Annotated in this window: 24 protein-coding genes; 19 read left to right on the top strand and 5 right to left on the bottom strand. The window is 41.6% G+C overall.

Translation table 11 applies throughout. The annotated features are described in order from the left end of the window. Positions 1-36: 36 nt before the first annotated feature. Entirely contained in the window at positions 37-810 is a 774-nt protein-coding gene (locus FZC88_RS19710; RefSeq protein ID WP_148996145.1) for a phosphotransferase family protein, read from the top strand. A 4-nt stretch (positions 811-814) separates the two neighbouring features. On the opposite strand, the gene FZC88_RS19705 is transcribed toward FZC88_RS19710, so the two are convergent. Beyond that, a complete protein-coding gene (locus FZC88_RS19705; protein ID WP_148970985.1) occupies positions 815-1093 on the bottom strand; it encodes a YtzH-like family protein in 279 nt (92 codons plus the stop codon). A 261-nt stretch (positions 1094-1354) separates the two neighbouring features. On the opposite strand from FZC88_RS19705, the gene trmB reads away from it, so the two are divergent. Both trmB and FZC88_RS19695 read left to right on the top strand, forming a co-directional pair. Next, entirely contained in the window at positions 1355-1999 is a 645-nt protein-coding gene (gene trmB, locus FZC88_RS19700) for a tRNA (guanosine(46)-N7)-methyltransferase TrmB (RefSeq protein WP_148970984.1), read from the top strand. Between the two features lie 140 nt (positions 2000-2139). Next, entirely contained in the window at positions 2140-2982 is an 843-nt protein-coding gene (locus tag FZC88_RS19695; protein WP_148996144.1) for a YtnP family quorum-quenching lactonase, read from the top strand. Between the two features lie 65 nt (positions 2983-3047). Here the strand turns inward: FZC88_RS19695 and FZC88_RS19690 are convergent, their stop codons facing one another. Continuing rightward, on the bottom strand, positions 3048-3362 hold the full coding sequence (locus FZC88_RS19690) for a hypothetical protein (RefSeq protein WP_148970982.1): 315 nt from the start codon (positions 3360-3362) through the stop codon (positions 3048-3050). 222 nt (positions 3363-3584) lie between these two features. Here FZC88_RS19690 and FZC88_RS19685 point away from each other — a divergent pair, with 222 nt between their 5' ends. From FZC88_RS19685 to FZC88_RS19675, 3 genes are all read left to right on the top strand, one after another. Continuing rightward, a complete protein-coding gene (locus tag FZC88_RS19685; protein WP_148996143.1) occupies positions 3585-4658 on the top strand; it encodes a M42 family metallopeptidase in 1074 nt (357 codons plus the stop codon). A 114-nt stretch (positions 4659-4772) separates the two neighbouring features. Beyond that, the gene (locus FZC88_RS19680) at positions 4773-5303 is read left to right on the top strand and encodes a DUF84 family protein (protein WP_316247543.1); all 531 of its coding nucleotides are present in this window, start codon (positions 4773-4775) and stop codon (positions 5301-5303) included. 139 nt (positions 5304-5442) lie between these two features. Beyond that, a complete protein-coding gene (locus FZC88_RS19675) occupies positions 5443-5700 on the top strand; it encodes a hypothetical protein (RefSeq protein WP_148970980.1) in 258 nt (85 codons plus the stop codon). A gap of 110 nt (positions 5701-5810) precedes the next feature. Here the strand turns inward: FZC88_RS19675 and FZC88_RS19670 are convergent, their stop codons facing one another. Beyond that, positions 5811-7304, bottom strand: coding sequence for a peptide MFS transporter (locus FZC88_RS19670; protein ID WP_148996142.1), 1494 nt, complete (start codon positions 7302-7304; stop codon positions 5811-5813). Positions 7305-7514: 210 nt separating this feature from the next. Continuing rightward, complete coding sequence (locus tag FZC88_RS19665; protein ID WP_148970978.1) at positions 7515-7961, bottom strand: YtoQ family protein; 447 nt, start codon at positions 7959-7961, stop codon at positions 7515-7517. Between the two features lie 172 nt (positions 7962-8133). On the opposite strand from FZC88_RS19665, the gene FZC88_RS19660 reads away from it, so the two are divergent. The 9 genes from FZC88_RS19660 (at position 8134) to murC (ending at position 18737) form a co-directional block, all read left to right on the top strand. After that, a complete protein-coding gene (locus FZC88_RS19660; RefSeq protein WP_148970977.1) occupies positions 8134-8640 on the top strand; it encodes a hypothetical protein in 507 nt (168 codons plus the stop codon). 636 nt (positions 8641-9276) lie between these two features. Beyond that, the gene (locus FZC88_RS19655; protein WP_148996141.1) at positions 9277-10308 is read left to right on the top strand and encodes a PTS sugar transporter subunit IIC; all 1032 of its coding nucleotides are present in this window, start codon (positions 9277-9279) and stop codon (positions 10306-10308) included. Position 10309: 1 nt separating this feature from the next. Next, the gene (locus tag FZC88_RS19650) at positions 10310-10627 is read left to right on the top strand and encodes a thioredoxin family protein (RefSeq protein ID WP_148970975.1); all 318 of its coding nucleotides are present in this window, start codon (positions 10310-10312) and stop codon (positions 10625-10627) included. Positions 10628-10794: 167 nt separating this feature from the next. After that, positions 10795-11604, top strand: coding sequence for a DUF1444 domain-containing protein (locus FZC88_RS19645; protein WP_148996140.1), 810 nt, complete (start codon positions 10795-10797; stop codon positions 11602-11604). Next, positions 11604-12209 carry a YtpR family tRNA-binding protein gene (gene ytpR / locus FZC88_RS19640; protein WP_148970973.1) on the top strand — a complete coding sequence of 202 codons (606 nt, stop codon included), beginning with the start codon at positions 11604-11606 and terminating at the stop codon, positions 12207-12209. Before FZC88_RS19645 ends, ytpR begins: the two co-directional genes overlap by 1 nt. A gap of 348 nt (positions 12210-12557) precedes the next feature. Further along, positions 12558-15374 carry a DNA translocase FtsK gene (locus FZC88_RS19635; RefSeq protein ID WP_262371982.1) on the top strand — a complete coding sequence of 939 codons (2817 nt, stop codon included), beginning with the start codon at positions 12558-12560 and terminating at the stop codon, positions 15372-15374. A 108-nt stretch (positions 15375-15482) separates the two neighbouring features. Beyond that, complete coding sequence (locus FZC88_RS19630) at positions 15483-16586, top strand: nicotinate phosphoribosyltransferase (RefSeq protein ID WP_148970972.1); 1104 nt, start codon at positions 15483-15485, stop codon at positions 16584-16586. A gap of 8 nt (positions 16587-16594) precedes the next feature. Then, the gene (locus FZC88_RS19625) at positions 16595-17263 is read left to right on the top strand and encodes a hypothetical protein (RefSeq protein WP_148996139.1); all 669 of its coding nucleotides are present in this window, start codon (positions 16595-16597) and stop codon (positions 17261-17263) included. Between the two features lie 157 nt (positions 17264-17420). Beyond that, positions 17421-18737 carry a UDP-N-acetylmuramate--L-alanine ligase gene (murC, locus tag FZC88_RS19620; protein WP_148970970.1) on the top strand — a complete coding sequence of 439 codons (1317 nt, stop codon included), beginning with the start codon at positions 17421-17423 and terminating at the stop codon, positions 18735-18737. Between the two features lie 97 nt (positions 18738-18834). On the opposite strand, the gene FZC88_RS19615 is transcribed toward murC, so the two are convergent. Continuing rightward, a complete protein-coding gene (locus FZC88_RS19615; RefSeq protein ID WP_148996138.1) occupies positions 18835-19950 on the bottom strand; it encodes an aminopeptidase in 1116 nt (371 codons plus the stop codon). A gap of 202 nt (positions 19951-20152) precedes the next feature. On the opposite strand from FZC88_RS19615, the gene FZC88_RS19610 reads away from it, so the two are divergent. The 4 genes from FZC88_RS19610 to FZC88_RS19595 all read left to right on the top strand — a co-directional run bounded on the left by FZC88_RS19610 (position 20153) and on the right by FZC88_RS19595 (position 22352). After that, positions 20153-20665, top strand: coding sequence for a DUF948 domain-containing protein (locus tag FZC88_RS19610; protein WP_148996137.1), 513 nt, complete (start codon positions 20153-20155; stop codon positions 20663-20665). Positions 20666-20680: 15 nt separating this feature from the next. Further along, entirely contained in the window at positions 20681-21163 is a 483-nt protein-coding gene (locus tag FZC88_RS19605) for a YtxH domain-containing protein (protein WP_148970967.1), read from the top strand. 131 nt (positions 21164-21294) lie between these two features. Next, positions 21295-21609 (top strand): bacillithiol system redox-active protein YtxJ, encoded by a 315-nt coding sequence (gene ytxJ, locus FZC88_RS19600; protein ID WP_148996136.1) that lies wholly within the window; start codon positions 21295-21297, stop codon positions 21607-21609. A gap of 170 nt (positions 21610-21779) precedes the next feature. Continuing rightward, a complete protein-coding gene (locus FZC88_RS19595) occupies positions 21780-22352 on the top strand; it encodes a YtxH domain-containing protein (RefSeq protein WP_262371981.1) in 573 nt (190 codons plus the stop codon). Positions 22353-22370 lie beyond the last annotated feature (18 nt).

The following is a 22370-nucleotide window of genomic DNA, read 5'->3' as shown; positions in this document are numbered from 1 at the left end:
ATAAACATGACAAAGGACCAATAGAAGGTGAATATATTGGAACACTTATTTGACCAAGATTGGGAAATAGTCCCCGCAGGCGGTGCTACTGGAGAAGCGTTCTTTGCTCAGTACCAAGAGCAAAGGTTATTTCTGAAACGCAATTCCTCTCCTTTTGTGGCTGTATTGTCTGCAGAAGGAATCGTACCCAAGCTAGTTTGGACAAAAAGACTAGAAAACGGGGATGTCATAACGGCACAACACTGGTTAAATGGGAGAGAATTAAAGCCGGAAGAGATGAAAGATGAACGGGTGGCAAGGCTGCTTAACAAGATTCATTCATCAAAGCCGCTTTCAACCATGCTTGAGCGGTTGGGAAAAGAGCCGTTTCAGCCGGAGCATATGCTCACGGAAGTGGAGACAGGCTTAGAATTCGATCTTCTTTCATTGCCTGTTATTAGAGAGGCGCTATTATTTCTTCAAAAAGAGCTCTTGGATGTTCATCAGGAAGAATATGTAGTCTGTCACGGTGATGTCAATCATAACAACTGGCTGCTGTCTGATTACAACCAGTTGTATTTAATCGATTGGGACGGGGCGATGATCGCCGACCCGGCCTTTGACGTAGGTCTATTATTATACTGGTATATCCCTGAAGACCAATGGGAGAGCTGGCTGACTCAATATGGTGTTGAGTTAACCGATAACTTAAAGCTGAGAATGAAATGGTATGTGGTCGCACAAACGATATTATCCATTCAGTGGCATAAAGGAAAAGCCCGTTTCCACGAAATGAATCACTGGATTGAATATCTGCACAAAGTCATTTGATTTTTTAAGAGTAGTTGTTCATATCCGTAACCCATTGGGACAAGTTTTCTTGATTGGACGTAATATGGTTGGATAAGTCAGCTGAGGATATCCCGCTTTGACTATACTGATAAATTTCCTGCAGGACAGGCTTTACGTTTTCGTGAATATCAGCATTAACCATTAATGACTTCACCAATCGTTCAACTTGCTCACATTCAGAAACCGAACCGCAGCAATCCGCACTGTGATTGCTTAAAATATCTGATAATAACTGCATTTGATTCTGTGAATTTAAAGGCATAGAGTACACCCTTTCATTTTCGTCTGCAAAGATTTAAAGAAACACGTACTTTTTCAGCCCTCCAAAAATGACCAGACCCGAAAAAGGAATTCACTAATAGTGTGTGAATTCCTTTTTCAATTATGCGCGCTTTTTGAGGGACGGACCTGGAGTAGGTATATCAGCCAGAAGATCTGAAGCGGGATTGGCTCTATTTTGGCTCTTGCACAGGACGGATAGTCGTGGTATGTTTTTTTCGATAATAAAAAAAGAGGTGTCTACATGCGTTTACGTAATAAACCGTGGGCTTCTGAGAAAATCAGTGACAATCCACAGTATGTTGTGGCAGAACCCCAGGAGATAAAAGGTCAATGGAATAAAGAATTTGGCAATGACAACCCTATTCACATTGAAGTAGGAACTGGAAAAGGTCAATTTGTTACGGAAATGGCCAGAGCCAATCCGGACGTTAATTATATTGGAATCGAGTTATATGAAAGCGTCATTGTAACAGCTCTTGATCGTTTGATTGAAGCCGGGCTTCCCAACGTCAAGCTGTTAAATGTCGATGCAAAAAACCTGACTGAATACTTCGCATCAGAAGAAGTAAGTCGAGTGTACTTGAACTTCTCTGATCCATGGCCGAAAAACAGACATGAAAAACGTCGACTGACGTATAAAGATTTTCTGAAGCTATATGAAGATGTACTGATCAAAGGCGGAGAAATCCACTTTAAGACAGACAATCAAGGCTTATTTGAGTACTCATTAAAGAGCTTCTCATGGTATGGTCTGCATCTGAATTTCCTGAGTCTTGATCTTCATGAAAGCGATTTTGAAGGAAATATCATGACTGAATATGAAGAGAAATTCTCAGCCAAAGGTCAAAGAATCTACCGGGTCGAAGCCCAATATCAAAATCAATAATTCACTGCTAAAGCAGCCTTGCCATCTCGCAGGGCTGTTTTTTTATGTATTCATGATGGTTGCAGTGATCCGAGCATCCACCTATAAGTTGTCCATAAATTCTGATAAAATAAAAGGGCATGAACAAAGGAGGAGTCAAAATGGAAACGTTGAAAGTTGGAGATCTAACGGTGCACTGGCTGAATGGAGGCGTCACTCACATGGATGGGGGAGCTATGTTCGGAGTGGTCCCAAAGCCTCTTTGGTCAAAAAAATATGCCGTGAATGACTTGAATCAAATCGAGTTACGAACAGATCCGCTCTTTTTTAAATGGGAAGGTAAGAATGTATTAATTGAATCAGGTATTGGTAAAGGGAAGCTGAATGAGAAACAAAAACGTAACTATGGTGTGCATGAAGAATCGGATATCGAGGCATCCCTGGGAGCACTGGGCTTGAAGCCAGATGATATTGATGTGGTATTGATGACTCACATGCATTTCGATCATGCTTGCGGTTTAACAAAATATGAAGGTGATACTCTTGTACCAGTATTCAAGAATGCAACCATTTACACCTCCCAAGTGGAATGGGATGAAATGAGAAATCCGAATGTGCGCTCCCGTAATACATACTGGAAAGAAAATTGGGAGAGTATTCAATCCCAAGTGGAAACGTTCGAAGGAGAAAAGGAAATACTTCCTGGAATCACAATGGTGCATACGGGAGGTCACAGTGACGGGCATTCGATTATCCTTTTAGAGCATAAAGGGGAGAAGTTCATTCATATGGCGGATATCATGCCTACTCACGCTCACAAAAATCCACTATGGGTACTGGCTTACGACGACTATCCAATGACGTCCATCGATGCCAAAGACAAGTGGATCAATCAAGCGATTGAAGGAGAGTACTGGTTCCTATTCTATCATGATGCGGTATATAGAGGGATCAAGTGGAATCGAGATGGAGAAATCGTAGATCACGTACTGAGGGAAAAATAATGTATAAAAAAAGGATGGTCCCAAGGCATTTTGGGATCATCCTTTTAATGATGCTGTTATTTTTTTTAAGATAAAGGATACACATCCACAACAGTGCCCGTATACGCATCTGCTAAAAACTCATATTGCTCCAGCTCACCGTCTCTTCTTCTGGATACCCCACCTTTATAGACCTTCGTTATGACCGAGTGCTTCTGATAGTCTTCGGGCTTCATTCCGATCCAGGATCCATCGATGTTCCCCTCTTTTTTGAATGAAAGCTTTACGTCCCTTAATACTTTTTCGGCAGAAACCATGTTTGAATCATCCAGTTTTTCTTTAAGAAAATATCCGCCTACTGCTCCGATTCCGATTCCGATCATGAAAGATTTCCAGTTCATTTTTATTCCCTCCACAGGCAATGAGTATTTGATGTTTAGAGATAACATACTATCCACTATCTCCCTGGTGATTCTCGATTATTTTCCATCTATAGGTACATTCTATCAAAGAAATAATAAAAAAGAGAACTCCTTTTCTTCTCAATTGGTGGTAAGACGTTCGAAAGTTCTGTAAAATAAGATTATACATAAAGTAGATTTTATATAAAAGGGGCATATGACATGAAACAAGATACGTTGGAACTTTTTAAAACATTGACTGAATTGCCGGGAGCACCCGGTAATGAGCATGCGGTCCGTAAATTTATGAAAGAACAATTGTCTCAATACTCAGATGACATTGTCCAGGATCGCCTGGGTGGGGTGTTTGGAGTGAAAAAAGGCAATGATCAGGATCCTGTTGTGATGGTTGCAGGGCATATGGATGAGGTAGGGTTCATGGTCACGTCTGTTACGGATAATGGAATGATTCGTTTTCAAACCCTTGGAGGCTGGTGGAGCCAGGTTATGCTTGCTCAGCGTGTTCAAATCATCACGGATAATGGCCCGATTACGGGTGTGATCGGAAGCATCCCTCCTCATCTGCTCGGAGAAGAACAGCGTAGAAAGCCGATGGAAATCAAGAATATGCTTATTGATATCGGTGCTGATGACCGGGACAATGCAATGGAAATCGGGATTAAACCAGGACAGCAGATCGTACCGATTTGTCCGTTTACACCAATGGCGAATGAGAAAAAAATACTTGCGAAGGCTTGGGATAACCGTTATGGATGCGGATTGTCCATTGAGCTGTTAAAAGAGCTGCAAGGTGTGACACTTCCCAACACCCTATATTCCGGAGCCACGGTTCAGGAGGAAGTGGGATTACGCGGCGCCCAGACAGCAGCCAATATGATTAATCCTGATATTTTCTTTGCCCTTGATGCGAGTCCGGCAAATGATATGTCAGGGGACAAAAATGAATTTGGCCAATTAGGGAAAGGTGCTCTCCTTCGCATTCTTGATCGTTCAATGGTTACTCACAGAGGCATCAGGGGATTCGTTCTTGATACAGCTGAATCAAATGACATTCCTTATCAATATTTTGTTTCTCAAGGCGGAACCGATGCCGGAAGAGTACATATGTCAAATGAAGGGGTCCCAAGTGCAGTTATCGGTATCTGTTCAAGATATATTCACACACATGCATCCATGATCCATGTAGATGATTATGCGGCTGCGAAGGAACTGATTGTCAAATTAGTGAAGCAATGTGACCGTTCCACAATTGAATCCATTAAATCAAACGGCTAATTCACGTTTCTAAAAAAATATACTAAAAAGACTGTCTCATTTATGAACTTCTTGAGACAGTCTTTTTCTAGAGACAAAAAGGGAGTGACTCCCCCATAGAAATGAGGTATCAATTTGTTGAAAATAGGAATTGGAACAACAAATCCAGCAAAGGTACAAGCCATTCAAAAGGCTTTTAAGGAACACTATGAGGACGTAGAGTTCGAGTTTTTCAAAACTGAATCGAATGTAGGTGAGCAGCCAATCTCTGATCAAGAGACCATCGAAGGTGCGTTAAATCGTGCTAAGAACATATTGAGGGCAACAGAGGGCGATATTGGGATCGGTCTTGAAGGAGGAGTGACGGAATCACTTTACGGAATGTTTGTCTGTAACTGGGGGGCACTCGTGGATCGGAGCGGCAACGAAATCATTGGTGGAGGTGCCAGAATCCTCCTTCCTAAAGAAATCAGCAGTCGGTTAAAGGGAGGGGAAGAGCTGGGACCCTTGATGGATGAGTACACTCAAACCTCCGGGATAAGAAAGAAAGAGGGCGCAGTCGGTGTGTTTACGAATGGACTCATTACGAGAGAGGCTATGTTTCTCCACGTGGTTCAGCTATTAATAGGTCAGTGGCAGTTGAGAAACAAAGAGCAGGACAAATAATCGATAGACTTTTGCCCTTAGAGGGTACTTGGCCCATACCAAATTTACCTGTTATTCATAGGATGGAGTATATCAGACTTTATTTTATCTGATAAATTCTTTCTAAGGAGGTAAGAATTTATGGGATGCCATTATTGTAATGACCGAGTTGGGGGTCGTCGTGATGACCGTCGGGATGACAGAAGATGCTGTGACTGGAATAAGTTGCTTTTTGGTGACAGAAGAAGATGTGACCGCAGAGATGATGATGATGATCGTAGAAGATGCCGCAGAAGAAGAGATGATGATGACAATAGAAGATGTGGTTGTCATAGAAGAAATGATATCTTTGGGACGGAAGATAATCGTAGAAGAAGACGAAATAGAAAATGTGGCTGTGGCTCTTACTAAGAGTTAGAATGGAACTCCGTTTTGAAGCGGAGTTCTTTTTTTCTTAACAGACATTGAGGAAGTAAAATCCTTAAAGGTAAATAAAACCCCCTGAAACCATTCAGGGGGTTTTATCAATTATTTTACACCTTTCATATATTCCTGAATCTTAGGTGAAAGCAGGAATAGAGCAATACTCAATATGATTGCCATACCTCCGATTGCCCCGAAGTACAGCGTTTCTGTTTCTGGTGTGTAGAAACGGACAAGTTGTGCATTCAACGCCTGTGCAGCAGCTGAAGCTAAGAACCAAAGACTCATCGTTTGAGCAGAGAAGGCTTCTGGAGCTAATTTGGTTGTGGCAGAAAGACCGACTGGTGACAAGCATAGCTCACCAAGTACAACAATCAAATAGCTAAGCACCAGCCATAAAGGACTTACTAGTGAATCTTCCCCTCCGAAATATGCAGGTAATAGAATCACTAAGAATGATAAACCGGCAAACAATAGACCGAATGAAAACTTCTTCGGAATCGATGGTTGACGATCACCAAGTTTCACCCACATCCACGCAAATACTGGAGCTAATAGAATGATGAACAACGGGTTTAACGATTGGAACCAGGCTGGAGATATGCTGATTCCCATGAATTCAAGCTCAGTTCGCTTATCTGCGTATACTGCAAGGATGGTTGATCCCTGTTCTTGAATCGCCCAGAACATAACCGCTGCGATAAATAATGGAATATAAGCGATGACTCTTGAGCGTTCAGTTTGTGTTGTTTTCGGACTATAGTACATCACGATAAAGTAAATAGTTGGAACGACGATACCGAAGATACCTACCAAATTAATGAATACGTTTAATGTAAATAATCCTGCAGGAATTGTAATACCTAAAATGATGGCAAGACCAACAACAACTAATCCTGCAATTAAACCATATTTCTTCTTCTCAGCTGGTGCAAGCGGGTTTGGAACATAGGTACCGGCAAGGCCAAGATTCTTTTTCTTTGTTGCCATGAATACGACAAGACCTAAGAACATTCCGATGGCTGCAACCGCAAATCCCCAATGGAACCCTTTTGTTTCCATAAGTTTACCTACAATCAGTGGAGCGATGAATGCACCCAGGTTGATACCCATATAGAAAATACTGAAAGCTGCATCGCGGCGAGTGTCACTTTCGCTGTACATTTCACCGACAACAGTTGAAACATTCGGCTTTAATAAACCTGTTCCGACTACGATCAATACCATCGAAACAAAGAACATGGCTAAGCTTCCTGGAAATGATAAAGCAATATGACCAAACATGATGAATATTCCACCGTAGAAGACGGCTTTCGAAGTTCCGAATATTCTATCTGCCAACCAGCCTCCGATTACCCCGGACATATATACAAGTGAACCATAAATCGACATGATTGCTAAAGCTGTGTTTTGCTCTAGGCCCAGTCCACCTTTTGAAACCTCATAGTACATGTAGAATACGAGGATGGCACGCATTCCGTAATAGGAAAAGCGCTCCCAAAATTCTGTGAAGAATAAAGTGAATAATCCCTTCGGATGTCCAAAGAAACCTTTTTGAGGGACACTATCCACAATTTTCTGTTTATTCATTGATGACATGTTACTACCTCCCTTATTCTTTTACTATAATATTTTAATATTTTCCTAAAGTCAAAAAAAGTTTATAAATTGTTAATAATAACATAAAATGTCTTTAGATTGCCAATATTAAGTTATTTTGAAATAGTAAAAAAGTTCCGGGGGTTTTGTAATGAACATAAAAAGATACGCATGCCGTCAAAATAGGACGGCATGCGTATTTTCATGATTTTATTCTGTTTCAAAAACGTATGATAACGCCTTGATTGCCTGATCTATGTTTGTCACGGTGACATTTGACTTGTTTGAAAGTTCTTTTAAGGGATGGTGAAGTTCTTCAGGACGAATAAGAATCAGTGGCTTTCCAAGTGTGATGGCGGTGCTCGCATCCATAGCAGTATTCCACTGTTTATATTTTTCTCCAAACAGGGCAATCACCACATCGGCCTTTTTCATCAGTAACTCTGTTCGAAGATTGTTAATACTCGAAGCTGCCTCATCTCGAAGTATTTTATTGGGTTGTTCACCAAGAATTTCTTCCCCGATTGCATCGGAACGTTCGTGATTTTCCATCGGACCGACGAAAGATAGAGGGAGACGAAGCTCTTCTGCTTTCTCTTTAAGCTCGTTTCTCCAAGAACTATGTATTTCCCCTGCCAGATACACTGTGAATTCCATGTATTTCACCTTCCTGTTTTTAGTCATTTTATCATAAATACCCGATGTAAGTTAAAAATAACCTGTTTTTCCATTAAAAAGGCAGGATTTCTTATTGGAAGGGTTGTCAATGGGACTTTGTGAGGGTATCATAAGCGTAGGTCCTAAGCATGAAAGGGAGGATAAGTATAGGATGAAAATCAAACAGACAGTCATTTTCTTTATTCTTGTGCTTATTTTAGCCGGATGCAACACGACGATTGATCAAGAAAAAGAAGAGACAGCCAAAGTGGTGGAGAACACATTAAGTTCAAATGAAGCAGCAAAAGAAGAGGCTGGAAACATTAACTTTTATCTTCCATTTGGAGCCAAAATAGAAAAAGAATCGCCCAATAATATCATTATTTCAAAAAGCTCTGATACTTTTATACTTTTCACAAACCCTCAAGAAAATAAGGATAGTGAACTTCTATATAAAATGGCCATTAGTGACAATGAAAATCTCTTGAAACATGGGACTTTTAAAGAGGACAATCGCTTAGGATACTATGTCATTAAGAAACTGCCCGATACAGAAGAATACGAACTTATTGTTGGAGTGGGTGGAACAAAGGTAACGACACAAGCGGAATTAGATGATCTGGCAGATCATGCAGAGATGATGATGAAAATGGCAGCTTCAGTTAAACATAAATCATAACGTTAAGACCGATTTTCTGCTTAGGCGGAAAATCGGTTTTTTTAAGCTCTTTTTCAAAGATTGTTGTTCAATCACTTAGGATCTGCCAGGACTCTTTCAATCAGTATGCGCTTGATGGTGAGGGGAACCGCTCCGCTTTCCGTGGACGCTCGGCCGAGCCTCCTCAGCTTAGCCGAACGGGGTCTCGGCACGCCCGTACTTCCGCAGGAGTCTACGCAGTTCCCCTCACCATCTTTAAGAGATTTTTGGTGACAGAGCTACAAGGTGTCAAAATTAAAAGCAAATCACCTTAAAAGAGTTGCTTGCTAAAAGTTTTTGTATTTCTTTATTTTTATAGAAACATGCTCCGAAAGTTGATTGGAGCGGAAGGATGCTCGACTCCTGCGGGAATAGCTGGACAGGTGAGACCCCGGAGGCTCACCGCCAGCCCCGCGGAAAGCGAGCATCCTGTAGCGGAAATCAACTACTTCTTTCTACTTTAAGATAACCACATTATTTTATGTGTATAGGTACGACTTAATAAAAGGAAAATAGAAGGAAATTGATTGCCGGGTGAAGGTAAAATATATAGACAAAACAAACAAGTGTCTTTACACTAGTAAAAGGAAGAAGGTTAACAAAGAGGAGAGAAATCAAGTGAGAGAGTTCTTAAAGGGTAAAGGCATTACATTATCTGCAAAGGTGTATTTCATAGATGCGTTAAGTTATATGGCGTTAGGGTTGTTCAGTTCATTGATCATAGGATTAATCATTAAGACGATCGGGGAACAGCTTCCAATTTCCCCTGGTTTGAGTGAATTTTTCATTGAGATGGGTGGTCTGGCGATCAGCTTGATGGGTCCTGCGATCGGGGTAGCCATCGCCTTTGGTCTTGGGGCACCACCGCTTGTCTTGTTTGCTGCGGTTGTTACGGGAGCAGCAGGCGCAAGCTTAGGTGGACCGGCGGGAGCTTATGTAGCAGCTGTCATATCAACGGAAATAGGTAAGTTAGTCAGTAAAACTACGAAAGTCGATATCATTGTCACTCCATTCATCACCATCTTTTCAGGGTTTACGATAGCTTACTTCATCGGACCGGGAATTGCCGACTTTATGAGCATGTTTGGCAGCTGGATCAGCTGGGCGACTGAGCAACGTCCTATTACTATGGGGATTCTGGTTGCTGCCCTCATGGGTCTTGCTTTGACAGCACCGATTTCGAGTGCGGCCATCGCCCTTATGCTTGAATTGAATGGAGTCGCTGCGGGAGCCGCAACGATTGGATGTGCTGCTCAAATGGTAGGATTTGCTGTCATCAGTTACCGGGAGAATAAGGTGGGTGGATTATTGGCTCAGGGAATAGGTACTTCCATGCTTCAAGTGCCTAATATCGTCCGAAATCCCCGCATTCTCATTCCTCCCACAATTGCCGGCATGATACTGGCACCCATCGGTACCACGATATGGTTGATGGAAAACAATGCTGCCGGAGCCGGAATGGGAACAAGTGGATTCGTCGGTCAAATCATGACATTTAAAACGATGGGATTCACCTGGGATGTAACATTGAGAATCCTTCTGTTGCATTTTGTTGGACCTGCAATCATAAGCCTGTTAATATCTGAATATATGCGTAAACTAGGTTGGATCAAACCTAATCAAATGACGATTGAAACAGGGGGCAAATAAAATGCGTAAACTTGAATCAGTGGAAGAGTTTCACCAGTTGAAAGAAAGCGGCAAGCATGTATTTATGTTTTCAGCGGACTGGTGTCCGGATTGCAGGATCATCGAGCCGATCCTCCCGGAAATCGAGAGCCAATACTCAGAGTACACATTCCTATACGTAGATCGAGATCAATTCATTGATCTGTGTATTGAATTGGATATCTTCGGAATTCCAAGCTTTCTGGCATACGGAGACGGCCGTGAACTTGGACGATTTGTTAATAAGGACCGTAAAACAAAAGAACAAATCGAGAACTTCATGAACACATTATCTTCATAATAGGATGAAAAGGGATCACCTTATTTTGGGATCCCTTTTCTTTTTGCCTGAAATGAAACAGGTTCCTTTTGTATTCTAAGCATTTTGATGTAAAATGTTATAAGTGAATGCATCAGCAATGGATCGATACTTTCTATTATAATAGTACCACCAAAGGAGGATCAGATTTGGACATAAAAAAGCTAAAAGGTATACTCCAGGAACGATTAGAGAAACCGAATCGTACGTTTTCATATGATCGAGATAAGGATTCACTTAGAATTGAGAACACTGATACGAAAAAGGGCATCAACGTCGCCCTGCCACCGATTGTATCCAAATGGAAAGAAAACAATAAATCCATTATCGATGAAGTGGTGTATTACGTGGAAGAAGCTTTAAACGTAATGGGTACTGGGGCAGACCTTGGGAATAAAGAGAAAAAAGTGTTTCCAGTGATCCGTTCCACTTCTTTTGCCACAGAATCCAATGAAGGGGTTGCCCTCGTTACAGATGATCATACAGCTGAAACACGTATCTATTATGCTGTTGACCTGGGGAAAACCTACCGCCTATTAGATGAAAATATGCTAAAGGCTGAAGGATGGTCTCACGAGCAAATGAAGGAGACCGCCTTATTCAATGTCAGAAGCTTACCAACTGAAATGAAGAAAGATGAAGTTGCAGGAAACATCTTCTATTTTCTAAATAATAATGATGGATATGATGCAAGTCGTATTTTGAATGATGCTTTCTTAAAGCAGGTAAGCAAGGATGTTCAAGGTGAAATGACTGTATCCGTACCTCATCAGGATGTTTTGGTCATCGGGGATATTCGCAATGAAACGGGCTATGATGTTCTTGCTCAACTGACGATGAGCTTCTTTACGACAGGAAATGTTCCGATTACGGCACTGTCCTTTGTGTACGAAGAAGGAGAACTGGAGCCGATCTTCATTCTGGCAAAAAATCGTAAAAAGGAAAGGGAGAAGAAATAATGAATGTATTTTATAACTTAGAAGGTATTGGTGATACCCTGATCGTTACAATGGATCCAGGGTTTGGGGGAGAAGTTTTACATGAAAGAAAAGAAGATGCTGCACGTTTGTTTGATGAGAAAACAGGGAAAACACTTGGGTATAACCTATTCCATGCATCAAAGTATATGGATTTAAGTGAAGTGGGACCTGTCGAAATGAATGAAGAGAAGCTCCAATTGATCAATGAAGCCATCAAGAAGAACGGTTTTGATGAAGTATTGGAAGCAGACTTTTCACCAAAATTCGTGGTAGGGTATGTGTCTGAAAAAGAGAAGCATCCAAATGCGGATAAATTGAACATCTGTACAGTGGATGTTGGGGATGAAACCTTACAGATCGTGTGTGGTGCTCCTAACGTTGACAAAGGACAAAAAGTCGTTGTTGCGAAAGTTGGCGCTGTCATGCCAAGCGGAATGGTCATTAAGGATGCAGAACTTCGCGGAGTGGCATCATCAGGCATGATTTGTTCTGCCAAAGAACTGGCACTTCCAGATGCCCCCCAAGAAAAAGGGATCCTCGTTCTTGAAGATACTTACCAAGTTGGTCAACCATTCACAGCTTAAAAATATATACCTGGGTCCGGAGTATGGGCTCAGGTATTTTTGTTTTTAATATGTGCTTGTCGGGGCTTGTCGAGCCGCCTCCGCTTTTGGTATTGTCTAGCTCCGGCGGCTAGAGGCTCGAGGTCATAAGCCAAGCATACCAAAAAGGCAAAGAGCGCCTTTCCGGTATGCTCGTCTTATGCTTGTCGCCTCTGACCAAGCCGCCTCCGCTTTTCGTATTACAATCTCTTTACACCTATGTTTGTTTCGACACAATTCTTTAACAATTCTCTTATTCTATCGAAATGACTCGAATTTTTCTCTTTAACTGATAAAATATAAATAAGTATGAAAGAAAGAGTGATGTTTGTGAGCTGGATTAAAAAAATGTTTGGTAAATTATCAGATAATGATGATCAATTTGAAGAGTTTTATGATGAAAACAATGATGAAGTTCAGCATGTTGAACGTAAAAAGACTGAACGTAAAAATATAGTAGGGCCCAACCATTCACGTGATGTAGAAGCAAGGATGACGTATCAATATCCTAAAGGGACTTTTCGCTTTCCCCTCATATCGGATGGAGAAAATATAGAGCGTCCACGAACGAATAGAAATCGAAGAAGCCAGGTGAAGGAAGAGCCGCCTAAGGAACAAAAGGAAAAGAGTCAGGACCACGCTTCTAAAAATAGAAAGTGGAAAGAAGAAAAACCATCGGCTAAAGTCCAACCGAAGAAATCTCCTAAAGTGGAAAAGGGAAACAGCAGGCCGTTCACCCCTACAGAAATCCCTTCACCCATTTATGGTTTTAGAGGACGACCGGTAAAAAAGGAAAACCAGGTAGAGTTCGAGCTTAAGAAATTTTTACATAATGAAGAAGAGAACAAAGAGGCTGTGATTGATCATGAGACTCTATCTGTAGTAGAGAATTCAATTCCCGTGGAACAAGAATCAGAATCCATTGTCGAAGTTGAACCAGCTGAATCCGAAAAACCTATAAACGATGAACCTGTTGCGATGATGATGAACTTCCCGGAAGAACAACGTGATGAATCGAAGGTTGAAGATACTCTATTGGTTGAAGCTGAAGATAACAATGAACCAATTCCAGTTAAAAATTCTGATCAAAAAGTGGAGCTTACTGAAGAAGTTTCCCAGAAACCAAATGAACGTGTTTCACTTATCTCTGAAATGGAACAACCAACCCAGGAGTTGGAGTATTCATCACATAAAGAGAAAGAGCTTAATGACTCTGTGCAGGAAGATCCACCACAGCAACCTGTCCATGCTGCACGTGAAGATGAAGGAAATGAAGAAGATGTCCAGGAACCCGTTCATCCTGTTCAAGAAAAACCGGTTCAAGAACCAGTTGCACAAAGTGGATCTACGATTGAGGAGAAACGAGTAGAGGAAGTATCAGAACCTGCACGTTCCCAACAAGCACCGAGGGAGAAAGAACCGCAGAGACGTAAGAGGTCTCATCTTCCTTTTAACGTATTGATGCTGAAACAGGATAAGCGACAGTTAGATACGCGAAACCGATCAGCACGTAATGAATCGACTCCCATCCGCAAGGAAAGTGAGAGCAAAACATTAAATAAGACTGAAGCAGAACCGGAGAAGAGGGAACAACCTGTCCAGGAAGTAAAGCAGGAAAAAGTGGGAGAATCGGCATCCATACATCATCCTGAACAGAAAGCATCTCAACAAAGTTCTGTTCAGGGAGAAGAGGCGGTAAAGAGTTATAGCGAGTTAAGCTCATCTTCTAAAAGGACAAGAGACTATGTCTTTCCTGAAATGGATTATCTGATGCCTCCCGTATCAAAGGAAATGAGCGAAGAGTGGCTCGATTCACAAAGAATATTACTGGACGAAACCCTTCATAACTTTAACGTGAGGGCAAAAGTGGTGAATGTCACACAAGGCCCATCAGTCACGAGGTTCGAGGTTCAGCCTGAACCTGGCGTGAAGGTGAATAAAATTACCAATCTATCAGATGATATTAAGCTGAGCCTGGCTGCAAGGGATATCCGAATGGAAGCCCCTATTCCCGGTAAGCATACGATTGGTATTGAAGTGCCTAACCGGGAGAGCCGTCCTGTCTGCATTAGTGAAGTGATCGCAAGTCCTGAGTTTCAAGAGCCGTCTTCCCCTCTGACCGCCGCTCTTGGTCTCGATATTTCCGGACAGCCGATCGTGACTGATTTAAGCAAAATGCCACATGGACTCATCGCCGGTGCTACCGGATCGGGTAAAAGTGTATGTATCAACTCGATACTCGTGAGTCTCTTGTACAAAGCATCACCGGATGAATTGAAGATGCTTCTCATTGATCCGAAGATGGTAGAGCTTGCTCCCTATAACCGGATCCCACATCTCGTCAGTCCGGTCATAACTGATGTGAAGGCAGCTACTGCAGCTCTAAAATGGGCTGTTGAAGAAATGGAAAGAAGATACGAGTTATTCGCTCATACAGGTGTAAGGGATATTAAACGCTTCAATGAACTGGCTAAGCGGAATAAACAATACAGTGATATGCTGCCGTATTTAGTCATCGTCATTGATGAGTTAGCTGACCTGATGATGATGTCGCCTGCAGATGTTGAAGAAGCGATATGCCGGATCGCCCAGAAGGCACGTGCATGTGGGATTCATTTAATCATTGCGACCCAACGTCCTTCAGTCGATGTCATTACAGGCTTGATCAAAGCGAATGTACCGACACGAGTGGCGTTTTCCGTATCATCAAGCGTCGATTCAAGAACGATCATCGATGGAAGCGGGGCTGAAAGGCTTCTTGGGAAGGGAGATATGCTCTTTCTGGAAAATGGTTCATCGAAGCCGGTCCGCCTGCAGGGAACCTTCGTGTCAGATGACGAAATTGATGACATCATCAATCATGTAAGAGAGCAAAGAGAACCGGATTATCTCTTCCAACAGGATGAATTGATCAAGAAAGCACAGGTTACCGAAGAAGAAGATGAATTATTTTTAGAAGCCTGTGAGTTTGTCGTCGACCAGGGGGGTGCCTCTGCATCGGGCTTGCAGCGCAGATTCAGAATCGGTTATAACCGTGCGGCAAGATTGATGGAAATGATGGAGAGTAATGGAATTATTTCAGAGTCCAGAGGCAGTAAACCAAGGGATGTCCTGATTTCCGAAAGTGAATTGGAGACTCTGGCATAGACTAGTAGAATCATTTAATACATGGTATTCTGTTTGTATGTGTCCTTTTCGGATTCAGTAAACAGAATACCTATTTTTGTGTAGGAAGAGCCATAAGGAGCTTTAGTGATGAAAGAAATAGAATTGAAACTTCAAGGAAAACTCAACAGATTGACCAATCATACATTTAAATTTGACGAAAGAATCAAGGATGGCTGGTTTTCAGCGGTTTATTTCTTGAAAACGAAGGAAATTGCCAAAAAGTATAAACCGGATGCCGTTGTCACCATGCAATTCTTTCAAAAGAATCATGCCGTTATTTGTGGAACGGATGAAGTGATTGCACTTCTGCATAGTTTCGCTGATAACCCTGAAAATCTTGAAATCCATTCCTTAAAAGATGGAGATCAAATCTCACCATTTGAAACCGTTCTGACCATCAAGGGCCGTTATCAGGACTTTGGCTATTTAGAAGGAATCATTGATGGTATCCTGGCAAGAAGAACATCGGTGGCGACGAGTGTTTACAACGTAATGAAAGCTGCCTCTATTTCAGGGAAACAAAAACCTGTCATCTTCATGGGGGATCGGGATGATCACTTTACTCAGCAGGCCGGGGATGGATATGCAGCATTTATCGGTGGATCAACAGCTCAGGCTACCCATGCCATGAACGAATGGTGGGGAAAGAAAGGGATGGGGACCATGCCCCACGCCCTGATCCAATTATTCAATGGGGATATCGTAGAAGCCACCAAAGCTTATCAGGAAACATTTCCTGAGGACGAGCTCATTGCCCTTGTAGACTACAATAATGATGCCATTACAGACTCATTAAAGGTAGCACGGGAGTTTGGCCCTGAATTAAAAGGGGTAAGGGTAGATACATCAAGAATGATGATCGATAAGTATTTCCTCCGTAATCAACATGTGCTTGGAACATTTGATCCGCGGGGAGTAAACATGCAGCTGATTAACGCATTAAGACATGCCTTGGATGAAGAAGGATTCCACCACGTCAAGATTGTCGTGTCAGGTGGATTTAATGAGGATCGCATTCGTCAGTTTGAGGAAAATAAAGTTCCAGTCGATATGTATGGAGTGGGAAGCAGTCTTCTGAAAATCCATGTCGGGTTTACGGGAGATAATGTCGTGATTGACGGTTCCCCTGAAGCAAAGGCAGGAAGAAAACTCCGTCCAAACCCCCGTCTGGAAAAAGTTGAATTCGAATAGGTGAGAGGATGCAAGAACCAGATAGCCTTTTAAATCTAGAGAAATATAGACAAAAAAAGCAGAGAATGGCAGAGGACCATATAAAAGACCTCTATAGAAAAGCGTATGAGTACGCTTTGAAGGAAACGAACATCAGAGAAAAGGTACGGGCCAAGATGATTTTCTCAAAGCGTTTCCTTACACAAGATGACATCCAAATGGATGAGGAAGTCGAACAGCTGTTTCAGGAATGGTTTTTGTTTGATTATAAGACCATTAAAGGTCAAACCCTGTTCTTTCAATTTCTTCAGTCCCATTTTCTGCATGAATCAGTCAAACTGCTCGGTGCCATCGTGCTGACTGCAGCTTGGGAACCCATCATCATTAGAAAAATCGATACTCTGAACGAAGAAGTTGCATTTACATGTCAGAATGTCATTCAGGATGAAGAAGTTTCTGTTAAAACAAACCTTGATTGCAAGAAAAAGGGAATTCGTGAGGGCGGGGTCTATTTCGTGAGGAAAGTCCCGTTAGTAACTCATCAGTGGATCTTAGGTCCCGTTTTCCCAGTCAAATCAGAGGGGGTTTTATCAGACGTGAAAAATCATTATGGTCAAATGAATCAAAAAACTGGTGTATTATGGAGAACTTATTTAAAAGAAGAAGCACCAAACTTCATTATCCGCAGTCTTTCGTAGCTTGTGCATGGTCAGGGATTTTAAAAAATGATATAATGTTTCAAGTTGAAGAAAGTTCGCTTTTTTCTATACTAATTATCAAAAGCTTAAGACCGATAGCAAAATAATATTCATTTCATATAATGCTTTTAGATAGACGATTGTTGGAGGTTCTATTATGACTATATATCATTTCGTAGGAATTAAGGGGTCGGGCATGAGTGCATTAGCCCAAATACTCCACGATATGGGCTACGAGGTCCAAGGATCTGATGTAGATAAATATTTCTTTACTCAGAAAGCTCTGGATGAATCAAATATTAAAATTCTCCCTTTCCAAAAAGAAAACATTGGAGGGGATATGCATGTGATCGCAGGAAATGCATTTCCTGATACACATGAAGAAATTCAGGCAGCTGTAGAGCAAGGTCTACCCCTCACTAGATATCATAAATTTCTTGGAGACTTCATGCAGAAATTTACAAGTGTAGCGGTAACCGGAGCACACGGAAAAACGTCTACAACCGGATTGTTGGCACATGTCATCAGTGGTGCTAAGCCAACATCCTTCCTGATCGGGGATGGAACGGGGAAAGGGGAAGTGGATGCTCAATACTTTGTCTTTGAAGCGTGCGAATATCGCCGCCACTTCCTGTCTTATTTTCCTGACTACGCCATCATGACAAATATTGACTTCGATCATCCCGATTATTTTGCCAATGTGGATGACGTTTTCTCGGCCTTCCAGGAGATGGCGATGCAAGTGAAAAAGGGAATCATCGCTTGTGGAGATGACGAACAGTTACAGAAAATCCAGGCTCAAGTGCCAGTCGTATTTTATGGCTTCGCTGAGGAGAATGACTTCCAGGCGAGAAACGTATCAAGGGACAGATCCGGCACTTCATTCGATGTGTTTGTCCGTAATGAATTTTATGCGGCATTCAAAATCCCGACATTCGGTGACCATAACATCATGAATGCTTTATCCGTCATTGCCATCTGTCATTACGAAGAGCTTGATACAGCTATCGTCCAGGAAAGATTAAGCTCATTCAAAGGGGTTAAACGCCGTTTCTCTGAAAAAGAAGTGGGCAACCAGGTCCTGATCGATGACTACGCTCATCATCCGACTGAAATTAAAGCAACCGTAGATTCGGCAAGACAGAAATATCCTGAAAAAGAAATTATCGCTGTCTTCCAGCCTCACACTTTCACACGTACGCAAACCTTCCTTTCTGAGTTTGCCGAAAGCTTGAGTCTTGCTGACAAGGTGTATTTATGTGAAATATTCGGTTCCGCAAGGGAAAATCATGGGAAACTTTCGATCAACGATCTTGGAAGCAAGATCGAAGGATGCGAAATTATAGACGAACAAGATACGACTGCCCTATTAAAACACGACAACAGCGTGCTTATTTTCATGGGAGCAGGAGATGTACAAAAGTTCCAACAAGCGTATGAAAAAACGCTGGAGGAACAGGTAGCAGAAAATTAATATGGAAAAACCGGTTCTTAAGGGAGCCGGTTTTTTCTTTCTTTCACCCTCAGACAAAAAAGTCACCGTCATGAATCATGACGGTGACTCTTCAGTCTTATTTCAAATTCTCAGGATTCAGCACTTCAAGTTCTTCAATGACAAATCGTCCGTCTTTTCGAATCAATACATCATCGAAATAGATTTCACCGCCGCCGTACTCAGGACGCTGAATCATCACCATATCCCAGTGAATGTTCGAGTGGTTTCCATTGTACGCTTCTTCGTAGCATTCGCCTGGCGTAAAGTGGAAGCTGCCATCAATCTTTTCGTCAAATAAAATGTCTTGCATCGGATGCTGGATGTACGGATTTACACCAATGGCGAATTCACCTACGTATCTTGCCCCTTCATCCGTATCAAAGATTTTGTTTATTCGGTCTGTATCGTTTGCAGTAGCTTCTACAATCTTGCCTTCTTTGAATGTCAATTTTACGTTTTCAAAGGTAAACCCATTATAAGGTGACGGTGTATTGTAGGAAATGATTCCATTAACTGAATCCTTTACAGGTGCACTATATACTTCTCCATCGGGAATGTTCAGGCGTCCCGCACATTTCACTGCAGGAATGTCCTTGATTGAGAATGTAAGGTCCGTCCCTTCTCCGACAAGGCGGACTTTATCCGTCTTGTTCATAAGCTCAACCAGGTTATCCATGGCTTTGTCCATCTTGCTGTAGTCCAGGTTGCAGACATCGAAGTAGAAGTCTTCGAATCCTTCTGTGCTCATATTGGCAAGCTGCGCCATGGATGAAGTAGGATAGCGGAGCACGACCCACTTTTTCTTAGGGACGCGAATTTCTCTATGTACTTTTTTACCTATCGTATTTCCATGGATCTTCATCTTTTCATCAGGTACATCCGATTGTTCACTGATATTATCACCTGAGCGTAAACCGATATACGCATCCATCTGTTCCATGACATTCGCTTCAAAGCTTGCAATCATGTTGTATTGTTCTTCTTGTGCGCCCATCAATAATGCGCGGTCGACTGCGTGATCTTTGATGGATACGAAAGGATATCCCCCTGCTGCATATGCTTCCTTAACGAGTGCTGTTACAAGCTCACGTTGTAAACCGAAGTTTTCGATCAATACTTTCTCTCCAGGCTGTAACTGCACGGAATATTGAATTAAATTTTTTGCCAGTTTTTCAATGCGTGGATCTTTCATTGGATTTTCCCCCTTTTATGTGTTCTCTATTATTGTACCCTAAAACAAAAATGGATGAGAGAAACAAAATGTGAAATGATAAATCAAGAAATATTTTTTATTTTTTCGTGCAGGAGAATTCATGCGGAAGGAAGAAATACTAGTATAATGTTTATTTGTTTATCATAAGGGTAAAGAATTTCTATACATGGAGGTGTGGCATATGGAAATCATTCTTTATCTAAGCGTGGCTGTAATAGCAGTTGCATTTTTTATTTTAGTTATGAGTGTAATGAAGACCTTGAAGTCTTTAGGATCTACCCTCGACAGTGTTTCGACTACATTGACGGGTCTTGAGAGCCAGCTTCAGGGAGTAACAAAAGAGTCTACTGAATTACTACATAAAACAAATCTATTAGCTGAGGATATCCAGAAGAAATCTGAGGATCTGAACACTGTTGTTTATGCAGTAAGAGATGTAGGGCATTCCATCCAGAACCTTAATAACTCGGTTAAGAAAGTTAGTACTTCCATTTCAACTGAACTTGAACGTAATCAAGGGAAAATTTCACAGGTTGTTCAGTGGGGGAATGCCTTTATCGAGTTAAAGGACAGATGGAAACAAAAACAGGAAAAACAGCCAAGTCAACCTGATGCAGATGTTCAAAACCAAGCATCTAAAGAAGTTCGATCTCGAGAAAAATTGATTAAAAGAGCAAGATCTTATAACAATTAGAGAGGGGAATTTTAAATGACACAACAGTACAATCAAAATCAGAACCAAAACCAAACAAACGACAGCAACAACATCAACTCAAAAGACTTCATGATCGGAACACTGATCGGAGGAATCGTTGGGGCGGCAACAGCTCTTCTACTGGCTCCTAAATCAGGTAAAGACCTTCGTCATGATATCAACGAGCAGGCTGGCGTACTGAAAGAAAAGACAGGTCAGTGGAAAGACACGGCTGTAGAAAAGAGCAATGAGCTTGCAGCAGTAGCAAAAGAAAAATCATCTGCACTTTCAAAATCAGTACAGGAGCAATCCAACAATGTGGTTGGAAAGCTGAAAACATACCGCTCTAATAATAACGAGCTTCAAGAAACAAACGATGAACTTCAAGCTGTTGCTGTAGGTGAAACAACACCTGTTGAAGAGACAGAAGATGTGAATCAAAAGCTCGAAGAAACAAAAAAGGCATTTGACGAAACTGAAAAAACATACAATCAATAATAATTGATTCCAAGGGCGGTGAAGTGATATGATTACTTCACCGTTTTTTTGTTGAAATAAAAATGCATTGAGGCACGTCTGTCTCCGGCAATTTAATAATGCACATTTTATTGTAAGGGAGTATGAATGATATGCAAAAGATTGAAACCGTTCAAGAGTTTGAACAGCTTTCCGAAACGAATTCCCGCTTCTTTTTTATGAAGCACAGCTTAACATGCCCTGTGAGCTCAAATGCTTTCAGTGAATACCAAGCCTTCCTGAATAAGCATGAAGAGGAAGATGGCTACTATTTAGCCGTTCAAGAGTCAAGGGAACTATCCAATCATATTGCCGAAAAATACGGCATCAAGCATGAATCACCCCAAGCCTTCCTGTTTATTGAAGGAAAACCGGGCTGGAATGCTTCACATTGGAATATTACCGAGAATGAATTGAATAAGTTGTAGGGAAAGGACTCTGTTATGACAGGGTCCTTTTTATTTTTGCGGATAAATGATTTCTTTTGGGATTTCTAATAATTTTTGGTAATTCGCTCCCATGTGTTTACTTTCCATAATACAGGGAACTTACTCTATAAGAATAAAATTTATTGATAGTAAATTAGGAGGAACGATTCATGACTCAGACTGTACCTTATAATACTCAAACGAGCAATACGACTGCGATGAACGGCACTTCCGGTGAGAAGAATGGTAAGTTATTAAAAGGCATGGTAGTGGGTGCTGTAGTAGGCGGCGCACTGGCTATGCTTGATAAAACAACGAGAAAAAGAGTATCATCCAGAACATCCAATGTGAAAGACTCCACAATGGGTATGGTGGCAAAGGTAAGGGAGAATCCATCGGGAGTTATGAACGACTGGCAGGATCGCCTTAAAACGGCTTCCACTGTATTGAAGGATGCGATCAACGACGCACAGAGCCTTTATGAAAAGGTGAATGATGATGTGATCGATCAAGTAAATCAAGTAAAGGAAGATTCTTCAGAAATTATCGCTACAACGAAGGAAGCGGCAGAGGAATTGAAGGATATAGGCGGTAAAGTGAAAGAAGCAGGTGAGGAAGTGACAGGGGAATCAACCTCTTCAGTAAACGGTTCACAACCTTCAACAAGCTCTACTTCTACAAGTGATAACAATATCCATCCAACTAATCGTGCGAGCAGCGTACCTGGACAAGTTGGATCATAATACAAAAAAACTGGCGTA

The sequence above is a fragment of the Rossellomorea aquimaris genome (assembly GCF_008180865.1).
In the GTDB taxonomy this organism is placed as follows: domain Bacteria; phylum Bacillota; class Bacilli; order Bacillales; family Bacillaceae_B; genus Rossellomorea; species Rossellomorea yichunensis.
This window is presented reverse-complemented; position numbering and strand designations above follow the sequence as displayed.

Coding starts and splice junctions, on each gene's coding strand:
- FZC88_RS19690 (WP_148970982.1), bottom strand. CDS start 3,362: ATGAACTGGAAATCTTTCATGATCGGAATCGGAATCGGAGCAGTAGGC.
- FZC88_RS19630 (WP_148970972.1), top strand. CDS start 15,483: ATGAAAGAAATAGAATTGAAACTTCAAGGAAAACTCAACAGATTGACC.
- FZC88_RS19665 (WP_148970978.1), bottom strand. CDS start 7,961: ATGGAATTCACAGTGTATCTGGCAGGGGAAATACATAGTTCTTGGAGA.
- ytpR (WP_148970973.1), top strand. CDS start 11,604: ATGAATGTATTTTATAACTTAGAAGGTATTGGTGATACCCTGATCGTT.
- FZC88_RS19675 (WP_148970980.1), top strand. CDS start 5,443: ATGACCGAGTTGGGGGTCGTCGTGATGACCGTCGGGATGACAGAAGAT.
- FZC88_RS19695 (WP_148996144.1), top strand. CDS start 2,140: ATGGAAACGTTGAAAGTTGGAGATCTAACGGTGCACTGGCTGAATGGA.
- ytxJ (WP_148996136.1), top strand. CDS start 21,295: ATGCAAAAGATTGAAACCGTTCAAGAGTTTGAACAGCTTTCCGAAACG.
- FZC88_RS19595 (WP_262371981.1), top strand. CDS start 21,780: ATGACTCAGACTGTACCTTATAATACTCAAACGAGCAATACGACTGCG.
- FZC88_RS19610 (WP_148996137.1), top strand. CDS start 20,153: ATGGAAATCATTCTTTATCTAAGCGTGGCTGTAATAGCAGTTGCATTT.
- FZC88_RS19705 (WP_148970985.1), bottom strand. CDS start 1,093: ATGCCTTTAAATTCACAGAATCAAATGCAGTTATTATCAGATATTTTA.
- murC (WP_148970970.1), top strand. CDS start 17,421: ATGACTATATATCATTTCGTAGGAATTAAGGGGTCGGGCATGAGTGCA.
- FZC88_RS19685 (WP_148996143.1), top strand. CDS start 3,585: ATGAAACAAGATACGTTGGAACTTTTTAAAACATTGACTGAATTGCCG.
- FZC88_RS19605 (WP_148970967.1), top strand. CDS start 20,681: ATGACACAACAGTACAATCAAAATCAGAACCAAAACCAAACAAACGAC.
- FZC88_RS19660 (WP_148970977.1), top strand. CDS start 8,134: ATGAAAATCAAACAGACAGTCATTTTCTTTATTCTTGTGCTTATTTTA.
- trmB (WP_148970984.1), top strand. CDS start 1,355: ATGCGTTTACGTAATAAACCGTGGGCTTCTGAGAAAATCAGTGACAAT.
- FZC88_RS19670 (WP_148996142.1), bottom strand. CDS start 7,304: ATGTCATCAATGAATAAACAGAAAATTGTGGATAGTGTCCCTCAAAAA.
- FZC88_RS19615 (WP_148996138.1), bottom strand. CDS start 19,950: ATGAAAGATCCACGCATTGAAAAACTGGCAAAAAATTTAATTCAATAT.
- FZC88_RS19650 (WP_148970975.1), top strand. CDS start 10,310: ATGCGTAAACTTGAATCAGTGGAAGAGTTTCACCAGTTGAAAGAAAGC.
- FZC88_RS19625 (WP_148996139.1), top strand. CDS start 16,595: ATGCAAGAACCAGATAGCCTTTTAAATCTAGAGAAATATAGACAAAAA.